The organism is Duganella sp. P38 (genome assembly GCF_050859475.1).
In the GTDB taxonomy this organism is placed as follows: Bacteria; Pseudomonadota; Gammaproteobacteria; order Burkholderiales; family Burkholderiaceae_D; genus Rugamonas.
Genome location: NZ_CP193936.1, coordinates 5208664 through 5224784, shown reverse-complemented (window position 1 = coordinate 5224784; position 16121 = coordinate 5208664). Strand labels below are relative to the sequence as shown.

The 16121-nt window shown below is 68.1% G+C and carries 12 protein-coding genes and 1 pseudogene; 9 read left to right on the top strand and 4 right to left on the bottom strand.

Features of this window, described 5'->3' with window-relative positions; all coding sequences use genetic code 11:
• Positions 1–37 precede the first annotated feature (37 nt).
• From ACRQ5J_RS24255 to ACRQ5J_RS24245, 3 genes and pseudogenes are all read left to right on the top strand, one after another.
• A pseudogene (locus tag ACRQ5J_RS24255) lies at positions 38–334 on the top strand (ATPase); the annotation flags it as partial.
• A 334-nt stretch (positions 335–668) separates the two neighbouring features.
• Complete coding sequence (locus ACRQ5J_RS24250; RefSeq protein WP_432380500.1) at positions 669–2261, top strand: GAF domain-containing sensor histidine kinase; 1593 nt, start codon at positions 669–671, stop codon at positions 2259–2261.
• A gap of 8 nt (positions 2262–2269) precedes the next feature.
• Positions 2270–2725, top strand: coding sequence for a response regulator (locus ACRQ5J_RS24245; protein ID WP_432380499.1), 456 nt, complete (start codon positions 2270–2272; stop codon positions 2723–2725).
• Here the strand turns inward: ACRQ5J_RS24245 and ACRQ5J_RS24240 are convergent.
• Positions 2712–4331 carry a response regulator gene (locus ACRQ5J_RS24240; RefSeq protein ID WP_432380498.1) on the bottom strand — a complete coding sequence of 540 codons (1620 nt, stop codon included), beginning with the start codon at positions 4329–4331 and terminating at the stop codon, positions 2712–2714. The genes ACRQ5J_RS24245 and ACRQ5J_RS24240 overlap by 14 nt on opposite strands.
• Before the next feature lie 132 nt (positions 4332–4463).
• On the opposite strand from ACRQ5J_RS24240, the gene ACRQ5J_RS24235 reads away from it, so the two are divergent.
• Positions 4464–5045, top strand: a complete 582-nt coding sequence (locus ACRQ5J_RS24235; RefSeq protein WP_432380497.1) for a biliverdin-producing heme oxygenase — start codon at positions 4464–4466, stop codon at positions 5043–5045.
• Here the strand turns inward: ACRQ5J_RS24235 and ACRQ5J_RS24230 are convergent.
• The 3 genes from ACRQ5J_RS24230 to ACRQ5J_RS24220 all read right to left on the bottom strand — a co-directional run bounded on the left by ACRQ5J_RS24230 (position 5008) and on the right by ACRQ5J_RS24220 (position 8616).
• Entirely contained in the window at positions 5008–6129 is a 1122-nt protein-coding gene (locus ACRQ5J_RS24230; RefSeq protein ID WP_432380496.1) for a branched-chain amino acid ABC transporter substrate-binding protein, read from the bottom strand. The genes ACRQ5J_RS24235 and ACRQ5J_RS24230 overlap by 38 nt on opposite strands.
• A gap of 145 nt (positions 6130–6274) precedes the next feature.
• Positions 6275–7387 carry a hypothetical protein gene (locus tag ACRQ5J_RS24225; protein WP_432380495.1) on the bottom strand — a complete coding sequence of 371 codons (1113 nt, stop codon included), beginning with the start codon at positions 7385–7387 and terminating at the stop codon, positions 6275–6277.
• A complete protein-coding gene (locus tag ACRQ5J_RS24220; protein WP_432380494.1) occupies positions 7354–8616 on the bottom strand; it encodes a hypothetical protein in 1263 nt (420 codons plus the stop codon). Before ACRQ5J_RS24220 ends, ACRQ5J_RS24225 begins: the two co-directional genes overlap by 34 nt.
• 175 nt (positions 8617–8791) lie before the next feature.
• Between ACRQ5J_RS24220 and ACRQ5J_RS24215 the strand changes: the two genes are divergently transcribed.
• From ACRQ5J_RS24215 to ACRQ5J_RS24195, 5 genes are all read left to right on the top strand, one after another.
• On the top strand, positions 8792–9145 hold the full coding sequence (locus ACRQ5J_RS24215) for a hypothetical protein (protein WP_432380493.1): 354 nt from the start codon (positions 8792–8794) through the stop codon (positions 9143–9145).
• Between the two features lie 84 nt (positions 9146–9229).
• On the top strand, positions 9230–11650 hold the full coding sequence (locus tag ACRQ5J_RS24210) for a catalase (RefSeq protein WP_432380492.1): 2421 nt from the start codon (positions 9230–9232) through the stop codon (positions 11648–11650).
• A 129-nt stretch (positions 11651–11779) separates the two neighbouring features.
• Positions 11780–13354, top strand: a complete 1575-nt coding sequence (locus tag ACRQ5J_RS24205; protein WP_432380491.1) for an MFS transporter — start codon at positions 11780–11782, stop codon at positions 13352–13354.
• 3 nt (positions 13355–13357) lie between these two features.
• Positions 13358–14677, top strand: a complete 1320-nt coding sequence (locus tag ACRQ5J_RS24200; protein WP_432380490.1) for an HlyD family secretion protein — start codon at positions 13358–13360, stop codon at positions 14675–14677.
• The gene (locus ACRQ5J_RS24195; RefSeq protein ID WP_432380489.1) at positions 14674–16119 is read left to right on the top strand and encodes an efflux transporter outer membrane subunit; all 1446 of its coding nucleotides are present in this window, start codon (positions 14674–14676) and stop codon (positions 16117–16119) included. Before ACRQ5J_RS24200 ends, ACRQ5J_RS24195 begins: the two co-directional genes overlap by 4 nt.
• The last annotated feature ends 2 nt before the right edge of the window (positions 16120–16121 follow it).

The window sequence follows — 16121 nt, the reverse complement described above, 5'->3', positions numbered from 1 at the left end:
CAGGCCTGATAATTCCGGATTTTTTCCGTCCCCAGCCATGCCCCAGGACAGCACCGCCATCGACCTCACCAGCTGCGAACGCGAACCGATCCGCACACCCGGCGCGGTGCAACCGCATGGCTTCCTGCTGGCGCTGGCGCCGGGCGTGGCGCTGCAGGTGCTGCAGGTGAGCGACAACCTGGCGCAACTGACCGGCCTGGCGCCGCAGCAGGCGCTGGGCCGGCCGCTGGCCGACGTCATCGGCGAAGCCGGCGCCGCCACGCTGGCGCCGCTGCTGGCCGGGGCGCTGCGCGAGCGGCCGGCCTATCTGGCCACCATCAGCCAGGGCGGCGCGCCGTTCGACGTGCTGGCCCACGCCTGGGACGGGCTGGTGATGCTGGAGTTCGAGCCGGCGCACGGCAGCTACGGCGCCGACCTGCAACAGCTGTATCCGCTGGTGGGCGATTTCCTCAACAAGATCACCGAGGCCGACACCATCGCCGCCTTGTGTGCACTGGCGGCGGCGGAGATCCGCGCGCTGACCGGCTTCGGCCGCGTGCTGGTGTACAGCTTTGACGAGGACGGCCACGGCAACGTGCTGGCCGAGTCGCTGGCCGACGGCTACGACAGCTACCTCGGCCAGCGCTTCCCGGCCAGCGACATCCCGCGCCAGTGCGCGCGAGCTGTACGTGGCCAACCGCGTGCGCATGATCCAGGACGCCGGCTACATGCCGTCCAGGCTGACGCCGCCGCACAACCCGCTGACCGGCAAGATCAACGACCTGTCGTTCTCGGCCCTGCGCAGCGTCTCGCCGGTGCATCTGCAATACATGCGCAACATGGGCACGCTGGCGTCGATGTCGGTGTCGCTGGTCATCAAGGGCAAGCTGTGGGGGCTGATTTCCTGCCACCACGCCGCGCCGCGCCTGCTCAGCTTCCACCAGCGCACCGTCTGCGAGCAGCTGGGCCAGATCCTGGCGCTGCACATCAAGAACCGCTGCGACGCCGACGAACTGCAGTTCCGGCTCGAGGTGCGGCGCTCGATGGTGCGCATCCTCGGCGGCCTGACCCAGGGCGCCGACTTCATCGAGAACCTGCGCAGCGTGCTGCCCGAGCTGCTGCATTTCGGCCGCGCCGGCGGCGTCGCCATCGTCATCGACGACCGCCTGATCGCCTTCGGCGACACGCCGTCCGATCAGCAGATCGGCGCGCTGGCCGCGTGGCTGGGCGCCCAGGTGCACCAGGAGGTGTTCCACAGCGCCCATTTGTCGGCGCAGTATCCGCCGGCGGCCGACTTCGCCGACAGCGCCAGCGGCCTGCTGGCGATGCAGATTTCGCGCATCCACCAGCACTACCTGCTGTGGTTCCGCCCCGAGCACGTCTACCACATCGACTGGGCCGGCCGCCCGGACGGCAAGCAGGCGGCGGACGGCCAGCTGTCGCCGCGCACCAGCTTCCAGCTGTGGCGCCAGACCATACACGGCACCAGCGTGCCGTGGCGCGACGGCGAGGTCGAACTGGCGGTGGAGTTCCGCACGGCGCTGGTCGGCATCGCGCTCGAACGCGCCGAGCAGATGGCCGACCTGGCCGAGGAGCTGGGCCGCGCCAACAAGGAGCTGGAGGCGTTTTCGTATTCGGTGTCGCACGACCTGCGCGCGCCGCTGCGCCACATCGTCGGCTTCGCCGACCTGCTGATGGAGACGGCCGGCAGCGACAACGCCGAACGGCGCCAGCGCTTCCTGGCCAACATCAAGGACGCGGCGCGGCTGGCCGGCAAGCTGGTCGACGACCTGCTGAGTTTCTCGCAGATGGGGCGCGCCGCGCTGCGGCCGATCCGCGTGCGCATGAGCGACCTGGTGCAGGGCTGCATCGACAAGCTGGCGCCGGACCTGCCGCCGCACCGCGTCGACTGGCAGGTCGGCCCGCTGCCGGAGGTCGACGCCGATCCGGCCTTCCTGCAACTGGCGCTGTATAATCTGCTGTCGAACGCAGTCAAGTTCACCGGCAAGAGCGATCCGGCCGTGATCCGCATCAGCAGCGAGCAGTTGCCGGGCGAGACTGTGTTCCACGTGGCCGACAATGGCGTCGGCTTCAACATGGAGTACGCGCACAAACTGTTCGGCGTATTCCAGCGCCTGCACCGCATGGAAGATTTCCAGGGCACCGGCATCGGCCTGGCCAATGTGCGCCGTATCATCGAGCGCCATGGTGGCCGGGTCTGGGCCACTTCCGTGCCGGGAGAGGGCGCAACGTTTTCGTTCGCCTTGCCCAATCATGATTGAGAGTACGTATGTTAAAGCCTATCTTGCTGGTAGAAGATAATCCCAATGATCTGGAGCTGACCCTGATCGCGCTGGAGCGCAGCCAGTTGGCCAATGAAGTGATCGTGGTGCGCGACGGCGCCGAGGCGCTGGACTACCTGAACGCGCGCGGCGCCTACGCCAGCCGCGAGCAGGGCAATCCGGCCGTGGTGCTGCTGGACCTGAAGCTGCCGAAGGTGGACGGCCTGGAAGTGCTGGCCGAGATCCGCCAGTCGGCGGCGATGAAAAGCATGCCGGTGGTGATGCTGACCTCGTCCAAGGAAGAGCAGGACCTGGTGCGCAGCTATGAACTGGGCGTCAACGCCTACGTGGTCAAGCCGGTCGATTTCAAGGAATTCGTCCGCGCCATCGCCGACCTCGGCATCTTCTGGGCGGTGCTCAACGAGCCGCCGCCAGGCTCGCACCGCTACATCAAGCCGCAGTAACGGGCGCGTCCCTGCGCAGCAGGTGGCGGATGCGCGCGCTCAGCACCTCGGCGGTGTAGGGCTTGTGCAGCAGGTGCACCCCCGGCGGCAGCTTGCCGTCGTGCGCCAGCACCCCTTCCGCATAGCCCGACGTGAACAACACCTTGGCGCGCGGCAGCTTGCGCTGCACCAGCTGGCTCAGTTCCAGGCTGCTGACCTTGCCCGGCATGATGACGTCGGTAAACAGCAGGTCGATGCTCGCGCCGCCTTCGATCAGCCGCGCCGCCTGTTCGGCGTCGGGACTGCTCAGCACCTGGTAGCCCAGCGCCGCCAGCAGGTCGACGGTCGAGGTGCGCACGTCCTCCTCATCCTCCACCACCAGGATGGTTTCGACGCCGCCGCTGAGCGGCGCCATCGGCGCCGGCGCGTGGGCGGCCGGCACGCCGTCGCAGCGGCGCAGGCAGATCTGCACGCAGGTGCCGTGGCCGACCGTGCTTTGCAGCGCGATTTCGCCGCCGGACTGCTTGACGAAGCCATACGCCATGCTCAGGCCCAGCCCGGTGCCCTGGCCGGTCGGCTTGGTGGTGAAGAACGGCTCGAACGCGCGCTGGCGCACTTCCTCCGGCATGCCTTCGCCGGTGTCGGCGATTTCGATCAGCACGTAATCGGCGCCGCTGTCGCCATGGTTGTCGGGCAGCGGCGAGCCGGCCGGCAGGTTGCGCGCGCGGATGGTCAGCGTGCCTTCGCCGTTCATGGCGTCGCGCGCATTGATCGCCAGGTTGAGGATGACGTTGTTGAGCTGGCCGATGTCGACCTCGGTGTTCCACAGCCGCGGCGCGATGTCGGTGATGACCACCGCGCGCGGACCGAGCACGCGGCGCAGCATGTCCTCCATATTGGCCAGCACCGGCTGCAGCGCCACCACCGCGTTCTGCAGCGGCTGGCGGCGCGCGAACGCCAGCAGGTGCTGCGCCAGCCGCGCGCCGCGCTCGACGCCGCCCAATGCATTCTCGATGCGCGCCAGGCCTTGCGGATTGACGCCGCCGATCATCTTTACCAGTTGCAGGTTGCCGCCGATGATCTGCAACACATTGTTGAAGTCATGCGCCACGCCGCCGGTCAGCTGGCCGATGGCCTCCATCTTCTGCGACTGGTGCAGCGCCGCCTGGCTGGCGCGCAGTTCCTCCTCGCGCTGGCGCAGTTCGAGGAAGGCGGCGTCGCGCTGGCAGCGCGCCTGGTAGGCGGCGCTGTGGTAGCGGATGCGCGCCTCCAGTTCGCGCGCGTCCGGCCATTTGACCAGGTAGTCGTTGGCGCCGAGCGCGAAGGCGCGCGCCTTGATGTCGGCGTCGTCCTCGGACGACAGCAGGATGATCGGCACGTGTTCGGTGTCCGGCGCCGCGCGCAGCATGCGGATCACGTCGAAGCCGTCCGCGCCCGGCATGCGCAGGTCGACCAGCACCACGGTCGCCGCGATTTCGCGGCACAGGGCGCCAGCCTGCTCGGCGCGGTTGTCGTAGCGCAGGCGGATGCCGTCCTGGCGCGACAGATGGAAGCCGATCAGGTCTTCGGCCATGGCTTCGTCGTCGATCAGCAGGACGGAACAGTCTGGTGTGGTGATATCGTTCATGGGCAAACGGTTGTGAATACGGAAATTCTACCTGAGCATGACGATCCGCGAGTGGGCTATTGCGTACCGTGCGCCCTTGGGCGTGTGTACAATCATTAAATCATGTTGAATCAGGGGAACGATTTGGATGTCTTGACCGCCTTGCGGAGCGCGACCGCCGAGCGCCATGCCGAGCTCGACACCCGCACGCCGCTGGCCGCCGCCGCGCCCGACCTGCGCGCCTACCGCGACCACCTGCACCTGCTGGAAGCGTGGCTGGCGCCGTTGCAGCCGCTGCTGGCGCGCCACGACGACGGCGCGCGGCACGGCCTGCCGGCGCGCGATTACCTGTCGCTGATCCGCGCCGACCTGGCGCATCCGGCGCTGGCCGGGCTGCCGCCGGCGCCGGCGCTGGCGTCCGCGCCATGGCCGCCGCTCGACGACGAGGCTTACCGCTGGGGCGTGGCGTATGTGATGGAAGGTTCGCAGCTGGGCGGCGCGGTGCTGTACAAGCGGCTGGCGGCGCGGCTGGCGCCGCATCCGCTGGCGTACCTGCGCGGCACCGGTGCACCCGGTCCGCGCTGGCAGCAGTTCCTGGCCGCGCTGCGCGGCGCGGTGACCAGCGAGCGCCAGATCGGACAGGCCTGCGCGGGCGCGCGGCAGGCCTTCGACCGCCTGATTGCGCTGGTCGACCGGCTTAATAGCTCGTCAGCGCAACCGGCTGGCCGCCCTTGAAGCTGAAGATGGTCACCGGCGACTGCTTCATGTCGCCCTTGGCGTCGAAGGCATAGGTGCCGGCCACGCCCTGATAGGCCCCGGCGCTGATGGCCTGCTGCACCTTTTGCGGGTCGGTCGAATCGGCCTGCCGCATGGCGTTTGCATACATCATGGTGGCGTCGTAGTAGGCGGCGGCGTAGACGTCGGCGTCCTGCTTGAAGCGGGCCTTGAACCTGGCCTTGAAGCCGGGGCCGGCCGCCGCCTTGTCCAGAATCGCGCCGCCCTGCGAGCACAGCACGTTGTCGCCGACGGCGTCGCCGCCGAGCTTGCCCATTTCGGCGGTGCAGATGGTGTCGCCGCCGAGCAGCCTGGCGCTGATGCCCAGCTGTTTCATCTGGCGCGCCATCGGTGCGCCCTGCGGCGCGTAGCCGCCAAAGAAGATCGCCTGCACGTTCTTGGTTTTCAGCTTGGTCAGGATGGCGGTGAAGTCGAACGCCTTGTCGTTGGTGAATTCGTGGCCGACGACGGTCATGCCGGCGGCGCGGGCCTGCTTCTTGAATTCTTCCGCCACGCCCTGGCCGAATGCGGTGCGGTCGTCGATGACTGCCACGGTTTTTAGCTTCAGCTCATTGGCCGCGTACAGCGCCATCTTGGAGCCGAGCTGGGTGTCGCTGGCGTTGATGCGGTACAGGCCCTTGTAGCCCTGCTGCGTAAGCTTGGGGTTGGTGGCGACGCTGGCGATCAGCGCGCCGGCGTCGTTGTAGGCGCGCGAGGCCGGGATGGCGACGCCCGAGTTGTACGGGCCGACCACGTAGCGCACGCCTTTGTCGATCAGCTTCTGGGCGGCCGCCATGCCGGCTTTCGGATCGCCCTGGTCGTCTTCCGACAGCAGTTCGAACTTGAGCTTTTTGCCGGCCACCGTGATCGGCTTGGCATTGAGCTCTTCCACCGCCAGGCGGGCGCCATTTTCATTGTCCTTGCCGGCAAAGGCCTGGGCGCCGGACAACGGGCCGCTGTGGCCGATTTTGACAATGGTGTCCTGGGCCTGGGAGCCATAGGCTGCCAGCAAGGCCAGGGCGGCGACGGTGAGCTTCGATTTCATGCGATCTCCTGAATAACTATAGTCCGGTGATTATCCTCAAAAAACGAGAATATTATCGTGCGAGTTGGGCCGATAAACCACAGTCGTTCAGAATTTAATTTGGTGCATGCCGCCCCAGTGTGGGGCGGCTGCCTGATGCGGGAGCTTACGGTGCGTTGCCGATGCCGCGTGTGGCGTTGGTGGCGCTGACGGCAGCCACGCGCGGGATGGCCGACTGGGCGGCCTGGACGGCGCGGGCGTTGGTGCCGGCCACGTCGTTGATGTTGTAGGCGGCAATGGCCGCGGCCAGCGCCGGGTTGCTGCGCAGGTCGGCCGGCGTGTTGCTTGCGGCCTGGGCGGCAGCCACTTGCGCCGCGTTGGTTTGCTCGGCCTGGGCTGCGGCTTGGGCGGCGGCCGCTTGCTGGGCGGCGTTGGCGGCTGCGGCTGCCTGTTGCGAGGCGTCGGCTGCGGCGGCGTTGGCCGCTGCCGGGCTGGACGCGGTTTCCTGCGCGGCGGCAGCCTGTTGCGCGGCGACCGTCGCCGCGGTGGTGGCGGCGTCCGGGTTGCGGGTGTTGTTCTGCGCCGGGCGCGCCTGTGCGGCGGCGGCATTGGCGGCGGCGTTCTGGGCGGCCATGGCGTCGGCGGCGTTCTGCGCGGCTTGCGCCTGCACGGCGGCCGATTGCGCGGCGGCGTTGGCGATGGCTACCTGGGCGGCGGCGGCCTGTGCCGCCTCGGCCTGCTGCGCCTGCGTGGCGTTGGCCGGGATGTTGACGCTCTGTGCGGCGTTTTGCGCCGCCACTGCCTGCTGTTGCGCTTGCTGTGCGGCGGTGGTGGCGCTGTTGACGGTGGCGGTGGCTTGCTGGCGCGCGGTCTGCGCCTGCGCGGCGGCCTGGGCTTGTTCGGCAGCGGTTTGCGTGGCGGTTTCCTCGGCCTGAGCCTGTTCGGCGGCCTGTGCCTCGTCCGCAGCCTGCGTCTGCGCGGCGGCTTGGGTGGCGGCAGCCTGTTGGGCCGACTGGGTGGCGTTCAGCTGCTGGGCGTCCTGGGCGTCGGCGGCTTGCTGGGCGCGTTCGGCGGCGGCCTGGTTCAGCGCTTGGGTCTGTAGCAGCGAGGAGACGCCTGCGGCCTGCGCTTGCTGGAAGTTTTGCAGCTGGGTCGCGGCCTGCTGGAGCTGCGCCTGCTGCGCGGCTTCGGCCTGGTCGAGCTGGGTCTGGCGGTTCAGCGCGGCCTGGGTTTGCTGGGCTTGCGTTAGGTTGGCTTGCTGGGTGGCGGCTTGCAGCAACTGCGCGCGCTGTGCGTCGGCGGCCTGATCGGCCTGCGCCAGTTGCGCTCCTTGTAGCTGCTCGGTCGCCTGCTGAACTTGCTGCGCCTGTTGTGCTTGCTGCTGCGCCGCTGCGCGGCATTCAACTGATTGGCTTGTTGCGCCTGCTGCGCCTGCTGTGCGGCTTGCGCCTGCTGGCCTTGCTGTGTCGCCTGCGCTTGCTGTGCGGCTTGCGCCTGCAAAGCTTGTTGCGGCGTCTGGGCCTGTTGCGCCTGCCCTGCGGCGAGCTGGTTGGCTTGCAGCTGCGCGTTGACCTGCTGGGTCGCCTGGGCATTGAGCGCCTGCTGGGCGTTGGCTTGCAGCGTCGCCTGTGCCTGCTGGTCCGCAGCGGCCTGCGCGTCCAGCGCCTGCTGCGCCTGCTGCTGGGCGGTCAGTTGCTGATTGACGATGGGCGAGGGCGTCTGCGGCTGTTGCGCGTTGGTCGGCTGCTCCAGCTCGGCCCGCTGTGCGGCGAGGCGGTCGGCCGCCGTCTCGGGCAGCGGATTTTGCGACAGGTTATCGATCTCCGCGCGCGCCAGGCTGAGGCGCGCATTGGCGGCCAGATCGGCCGGCGTCAGCGCCGGTTGCTGGAACGGATTCAAGCCCGGAATCTGCGAACTGCCGGCCGCCGCCAGGCGCTCGGCAAACTGCGTCGCCTGATCGCGGAAACTGTTCAGCGTATTCTGCAAGGTATCGGTGGTCTGCCGGTCATTGGCGCCGAACGCCGCGCGCAACAGCTCCGGCTCCAGCGACAGGCCGCCGGTCAAGTCCGACAGCAGCGGCGGCTGCAAGGTCAGCCCCAGCCGCGCCAGATTCTGCGCCTGCGTATTGGCGCCATCATTGTTCTGCTGGTTCAGGCTGTTGACCAGATTGTTCAGCAGCGACGCCTCCAGCGGCTGCCCCTGGTCGAAGTCCACGGTCGGCAGCAAATTGAACGCATCGACTACGTTCTGCACGGCAGCATTCACCGAATCGGCCCGCTGTGCCTGTGTGCCTTGCGCTTGAGCAAGCTGCTGCTGCGCATTGGTCACTGTCAGCAGGAAACTGGCCACCGGCGACAGGTCCACCTGCACCGACGCCGCAGGCGGCGCATCCAGCGCCGAACCCACGGCGTTGATGGTGGCGCTGTTGACCGCCGCCGCTTCTGCCGCGCGATTAACCGGTTGCAATTCCGTCGCCGCCGACGGTGTCAGGGAAGAAATAGGGAACATGCCGCTCTCCAAAAGGTCTATGCGTCACATTTAGCATGCGCTGATAAGGCGGTCGCGTCCGTGTGCCATTTCACATAGGAAGCCATTTTGTTAAAAGTGCGCTCCCGCACGGTCAAGCACGGCAGATGCGCTTATCGTGGCAGTTCACCGCAAACCCTAACGAGAGGATCGCATCATGGATAACAGCATCGACAGCAAACTCAACAACACCCGCGACGGCGTCACCCAAATCGGCAAGGACCTGCGCGCGGACGCCCACGCCAAAATCGACCAGGTCGCAGAAAAAATCCCGCCAGCGACCGAACGCCTGGCCAAGCAAGCCCACACCGGCGTTGACAAGGTAGCCGACACCGCGGAAAGCGCCTCGGACCGCCTGGCCGTACGCGGCAGGCAAGTGGTGGAAACCTACAAAAACTTCACCGAATCGAGCCGCACCCGTGTCAGCGCCAACCCGCTGATCTCGGTGCTGGTGGCCGCCGCCGCCGGCTACGGCATCTCCAAGCTGCTCGGCTCGCGCAGCAGCAAATAACCCGTCTTGCCCGGCTGGTATCGCTGCCGGGACGACCGGTTGTGTCCCGGACCGGGCTCCCGTTCGTCTCTTCAGGGGATATCCATGGCAAACAGCAAGCAAACGCCGGCCTCCGTCATGGGGGCCGGCTCCGTATTGAGCACCGTCTCCGGACCATCGTCGGCATCCACCCCGGACAGCCTGGGCGGCGCCAGCCCGCACGACCAGACCTTGATCGACAAAGTGGCCGGCGGCCAGCAGACCGCCGCCGCCATGCCGTTCAACGCCAACAAGGCCGGCGAACATGGCGAGGCGGCGCGCGCGCCACAGCCGGGCAAGACCTGCCCGGTGCCGCATCCGGTGGCCACCGCCAGCACCGCCGCCGAAACCAACGCCTCGCCGAAAGTCGGCGGCGGCGTGCCGCCGCTGGGCGTGTGCCCGGCCGGTCACCTCGACCGCGTGCGCGCCGACGGCAGCGACCAGCGCCTCACCACCAATCAGGGCGTGCCGGTGGCGGACAATCAGAACTCGCTGAAAATCGGCCTGCGCGGCCCGACCGCGATGGAAGATTTCATCCTGCGCGAAAAGCTGACCCATTTCGACCATGAACGCATTCCCGAGCGCGTGGTGCACGCGCGCGGCTCGGCGGCGCATGGCTATTTCGAAGCCTATGAAGACCTGAGCGAGATCACCCGCGCCGCGCCGTTCGCGGCCGCCGGCAAGCGCACGCCGGTGTTCGTGCGCTTCTCCACCGTGGCCGGCGAGCGCGGTTCGGCCGACACCGTGCGCGACGTGCGCGGCTTCGCCGTCAAGTTCTACACCGAGGAAGGCAACTGGGACCTGGTCGGCAACAACATGCCGGTGTTCTTCATCCAGGACGCGATGAAGTTCCCGGACCTGGTGCACTCGGTCAAGCCGGAGCCGCACCACGCCATGCCGCAGGCGTCGAGCGCGCACGACACGTTCTGGGACTTCGTCTCGCTGATGCCGGAATCGACCCACATGCTGATGTGGCAGATGTCCGACCGCGCCATCCCGCGCAGCTACCGCACCATGCAGGGCTTCGGCGTGCACACCTTCCGCCTGGTGAACGCGCAGGGCGCGTCGGTGTTCGTCAAGTTCCACTGGAACCCGGTCGGCGGCACCCACTCGCTGGTGTGGGACGAGGCGGCGAAAATCGTCGGCGCCGATCCGGACTTCCACCGCCGCGACCTGTGGGAAGCGATCGAAGCGGGCGCCTATCCGGAATGGGAACTGGGCCTGCAAATCTTCACCGAAGAACAGGCCGAGAGCTTCCCGTTCGACGTGCTCGACCCGACCAAGATCGTGCCGGAAGAACTGGTGCCGCTGCGCATCGTCGGCAAGATGACGCTGAACCGCAACCCGGACAACTTCTTCGCCGAGACCGAGCAGGTCGCCTTCTGCACCGCGCACATCGTGCCCGGCATCGACTTCACCAACGACCCGCTGCTGCAAGGGCGCATCCACTCGTACCTGGACACGCAGATCAGCCGCCTGGGCGGCCCTAACTTCCACGAGATTCCGGTCAACGCGCCGCTGGCGCCGGTGCACAACAACCAGCGCGACGGCATGCACCGCCAGGCCGTGCACCGCGGCCGCGTGTCGTATGAGCCGAACTCGCTGGGCGGCGGCTGTCCGTTCCAGGCCGGCATGGCCGGCTTCACCAGCGCCTTCAGCCGCATGCCGCAGCCGCCGGAAGACAAGGTGCGCGGCAAGCCGGAACTGTTTGCCGACCACTACTCGCAGGCGCGCCTGTTCTGGATCAGCCAGACGCCGGCCGAGCAGGCCCACATCGTCAACGCCTTCCGCTTCGAGCTGACGCGCGTGCAGACACCGGCGGTGCGCGTGCGCCTGCTGTCGATGCTGGCCAATGTCGACCCGATCCTGGTCGACGGCGTGGCGCAGGGCCTGGGCGTGGACGTGCCGCCGCCGATGCCGCTGGCGATCGACACGCCGCCGGCGCATTACGAGCCGTCGCCGGCGCTGTCGCTGCTGGCGCGCCCCGGCGTCACCGGGCCGAAGACGCGCAAGGTCGCCATCCTGGCCGGCCATGGCGTCGAAGCCGCTACGCTGAAGGCCGTGTATGCCGACCTGCTGGCGGCCGGCGCCGCGCCGCGCGTGGTGGCGCCGCAACTGGGCCAGCTGGCGGCCGCGGACGGCAGCCGCATCGACATCGAAATCTCCATCGATGCCGGCCCCGGCGTGCTGTACGACGCGGTGGTGATCGCCGACGGCGCGGCCAGCGCCAGGATGCTGGTGGACGACGCCGACGCGCGCGAATTCGTCCGTCACCAGTACCGCCACTGCAAGCCTATCCTGGCGATCGGCGCCGGCAAGGAGCTGCTGCAGGCGGTCGGCATTCCGCCGCAACGCCCGGACGGCTCGCCCGACCTGGCCTTGTGGACGGTGGAGGCCAGCGCGCTGGGCGGCACGCTGGCGGCGTTCAAGCAGGCCCTGGGCGGGCACCGCAACTTCCAGCGTGAAAACGACGGCTTGCCTGTGTAAGCGCGCCTATCACCATTGAAGTATGCACCGATGGCGGGCATAGTGATATGCTCGCCATAATGCATTTTTGGACCATAGACGCATGGACGTTTACGCCCCCAAGCCTGGCAGCCGCACGAGCGTCCCACCTTGCCCGGATCGCCGTCCAATCCGCATCACACCTTCCCGAAGCGGATTGCGTTCCTGGTCGTCGGTTTCATCGTCGCCATCACCGGTGGCCTGGGCAACGCGCTGGTGTCGGTCAACCTGCCATACCTGCAAGGATCGCTCGGCGTCTATTCGACCGAGATCCAGTGGTTGCCGGCCGCCTATGTGATGGCGAATGTCTGCATGAACCTGTTGCTGGTCAAATTCCGCCAGCAGTATGGCCTGCGGCTGTTTACGGAACTGTTCCTGATCCTGTACGCGGCGGTGACCGTGGCGCACCTGTTCGTCCACGGCCTCGGCTCGGCCATCGCGGTGCGCGCGGCGCACGGCATGAGCGGCGCGGCGCTGACCACGCTCGGCCTGTACTACACCTTGCAGGCGTTTCCGGCGCAGTACCGGCTCAAGGGCGCGGTGCTCGGCATCGGCTTTTCGCAGCTGGCGATTCCGATGGCGCGGCTGTTCTCGTCGGACCTGATGGAGATCGCCGAATGGCGCGGCCTGTACTTCTTCGAGCTGGGGCTGGCGCTGGTGTCGCTGGGCTGCGTGCTGGCGCTGAAACTGCCGCCGGGCGACCGCATCAAGGTATTCGAGAAAATGGACTTCGTCACCTTCGGCCTGTTCGCGCCAGGCGTGGCGCTGCTGTCGGCGGTGCTGGCGCTGGGCCGCACCGTGTGGTGGCTGGAGGCGCCGTGGGTCGGCTACGCGCTGGCCGGATCGATCGTGCTGATATTGGCGGCGCTGGCGGTCGAGCATAACCGCGCGCGCCCGCTGATCAACACGCGCTGGCTGTCCAACGCCAACATGGCGCGGCTGGCGTTGTCGGTGCTGCTGATCCGCGTGGTGCAGTCGGAGGCCAGCGGCACGGTCGGCTTCTTGCAGGCGCTGGGGCTGAACAACGACCAGATGCTGGAACTGTGGTGGATCGTGATGTTCGGCGCCATCGCCGGCATGGTGGTCAGCGCGCTGACGATTTCGCCGGCGCGCGGCACGGCGCAGTTGCTGTTCTCGCTGGCGGTGATGGCGCTGGGCGCGTACATGGATTCGCACGCTACCAATCTGACGCGGCCGCAGGACCTGTATCTGTCGCAGTTCCTGCTGGGCTTTGGCGGCGCGATGTTTGTCGGGCCGACCTTCATTTCCGGCTTTGGCGCAGTGATCGCGGCGCCGAATAACCTGGTCAGCTTCTCGGTCATGTTCAGCATCACGCAGACCCTGGGTAGCCTGCTGGGCACGGCGCTCACCGGCACCTTCCAGGTGTGGCGCGAGAAGTACCATTCCAGTATTCTGGTCGAGCACCTGTCGCTGCTCGATCCGCAGGTGGCGGCGCGCATCCAGTCCGGCGGGCTGGCCGCGCTGGGCGGCGCCGCCACGCGCGAGGCCAACATCCTCGCCTATAACGATGTGTTCCTGGCGATTACCGTGCTGGCGCTGGTCACGATGGCGTGGCTGCTGGCGCGCTGGCTGTGGACCGAGTGCGTGGTTTGCCAGGGCAAGGCCGGGCCGAACGCGCAAACCGGCATGGCCAATGTCTCTCTTAATAATTCTGGATCTCGCTAAAACATGGATAAAAATACGCCAGACAACGATACTTCCTCCGATAGCCGCGTGGCGGCGGTGGCTGCCGCTGCGGCGGCAGCGGCGGTCGCGGCCTCCGCGCCGAGCGCGCCGGCGCCGGACCGGCGCGCGCAAATCATCTCCGCTGTGCTGTTCTCACTGGTGGCGCTGGTCGGCGTGCTGGTGGTGCTGTACGCGTGGCGGCTGCCGCCGTTCAGCAGCGCCATCGTCTCGACCGAGAACGCGCTGGTGCGCGGGCAGGTCACGCTGATCGGCACGCAGCTGCCCGGCTATGTGGTGGACGTGAAGGTGCAGGACTTCCAGTACGTGAAGCAGGGCGATTTGCTGGCGCAGATCGACGACCGCATTTACCAGCAGCGCTACGAGCAGGCGCTGGCGCAGGTGGCGGCGCAGAAGGCGGCGCTGGAAAACTGGGCGCAGTCGCGCCGCTCGGCCGAAGCGGGCGTGTTGCTGAACGAGGCGACGCTGGCCAATGCGCAGGCGCAGGCGGCCAGGTCGCTGGCGGACCTCAAGCGCGTCGATGCGCTGGCGGCGGACGGTTCGCTGTCGCAGCGCGAGCAGGACGCGACCAAGGCGGCGCGCACGCAGACCGTGGCTGCGGTCGAGCAGGCGCGCGCCAACCTGGAGATTTCGAAGCAGCAGGTGCGCACGGTGGCGGTCAACAAGCAGTCGCTGGAAGCGGCGGTGGCCAGCGCGGAGGCGGCGCTGAAGGCGGCCAGGGTGGATCTGGACAATACGCGCATCACGGCGCCGGAGGATGGCCAACTGGGGCAGGTCACGGTGCGCAAGGGCGCTTACGTGAATACGGGCGCGCAGTTGATGGGCCTGGTGCCGAAGCAGCTGTGGGTGATCGCCAATCTGAAAGAGACGCAGATGAATCACGTGCAGGTTGGGCAGCCGGCCACCTTCAAGGTCGACGCGCTGGACGGCGCGCAGCTGACCGGCGTGGTGGAGCGGATCTCGCCGGCCACCGGTTCGGAATTCAGCGTGCTGCCGGCCGATAACGCGACCGGCAACTTCGTCAAGATCGCGCAGCGCATCCCGGTGCGCATCCGCATCGACCAGGGGCAGGCCAACGCGCGCCGGCTGGCGCCGGGCATGTCGGTCATCGTCAGCATCGACACCTCGGTCAAAGTCCGCGAAACCGACCGCACCGCAGCGCCAGGCACCGCGCCGACCGTCACCGCACCAGCCGGCGCGGCCCCCGCAGCGCCAGGTACCGCGCCGGCCGTCACCGCACCAGCCGGCGCGGCCCCCGCCGCGCCGGCCGTCAGCGCGCCGGCAAGCGCTGGAGTCCGGCCATGATGCCTCGCTTCGCACCGCCCGGCACAGTGGGTGCCGGGCGCGCGCCGGCGCCGGCGTCAGGGCGTCGCGGCGCCCCGGCTGTTGCGCTGGCAGCCGCTTTGCTGCTGGCTGGCTGCGCGGCGACGGTGGCGCCGCCGCCGGCGTCGACCTTGCAGGTGCCCGCCGCGTGGCGCACGGCGGTCGAAGGGCAGGGCAGCGGCCCGGTGGCGCAGCAGTGGTGGCAAAGCTTCGGCGACCCCGCATTGACCGCGCTGGTCACCCAAGCCCTGCAAAACAACGGCGACCTGCGCATCGCCCGCGCCCGCGTTGCCCAATACCGCGCGCAGATCGGCGTCGCCGAAGCGGGGCAGAAGCCCACGGTCAGCGTCGACAGCGCCCCATCGCGCGCACGGCAGCTGGCCTATACCGGCGTCCCCTACGTCACCAACATCTACCAGGCCGAATTCCAGGCCAGCTACGAAATCGACGTGTGGGGCCGCCTGGCCGCGCAGACCGACGCCGCCACCGCCACCTATCAGGCCGAACAAGCCAACGCCGACGCCGCAGCCCTATCGATAGCCGCCACCGTCGCCAGCGGCTACCTCAACCTGCGCGGCCTGGACGCCCAACTGGCGCTGACCGAAGCCACATTAAAACTGCGCGAAGAATCCGCCGCACTGGCGAAAAAGCAGTTCGACGTCGGCTACAGCTCGCGTCTCGAATGGCTGCAAGCGCAAGCCGAGTACCAGACCACCGCCGAACAGGTGCCGCAACTGAAGCGCCAAATCTTCGAGCAGGAAAACGCGCTCTCGATCCTCGCCGGCGGCAACCCCGGTCCGATCGCGCGCGGCAGCGAACTGGCCGACCTACGGGCGCCGGCCGTGCCGGAAGGCCTGCCGTCGGAACTGCTGCGCCGCCGTCCCGACATCGCCCGCGCCGAATACAACCTGGTCGCCGTCAACGCCAACCTGCAAGCCACGCGCGACCAGCTGCTGCCGTCGTTCAAGCTGACCGCCACCGGGGGCGTGCAGAACCTGAAGTGGCACGATTTCGTCAACGCCCCGACCGCGCTATGGCGCCTGAGCGGCGTGGTGGCCGCGCCGATCTTCGACGGCGGCCGGGTACAAAGCCAGACCGACGCGGTGGCGGCGCAGCGCGACCAAACCATCTACGCCTACGAAAACGCCGTGCGCGCAGCGTTCTCGGAAACCGAAAACGGCCTCGGCGCCATCGTCCGGCTCAAGGAACAAGCGGTCCAGAACGACGCGCGCCGCGCCACGGCGGCGGAAACGCTGCGCATCGCGCACAACCGCTATCGCAATGGCTACGCCTCATACCTGGAAGAGCTGGACGCCCAGCGCACGCTCTACAGCGCCGACGTCGGGCGCCTGCAACTAAAAACGCGGATCCTGATCGCCTCGGTGGACCTGTACCGCGCCATGGGCGGCGGCTGGGCGCCGTAAAT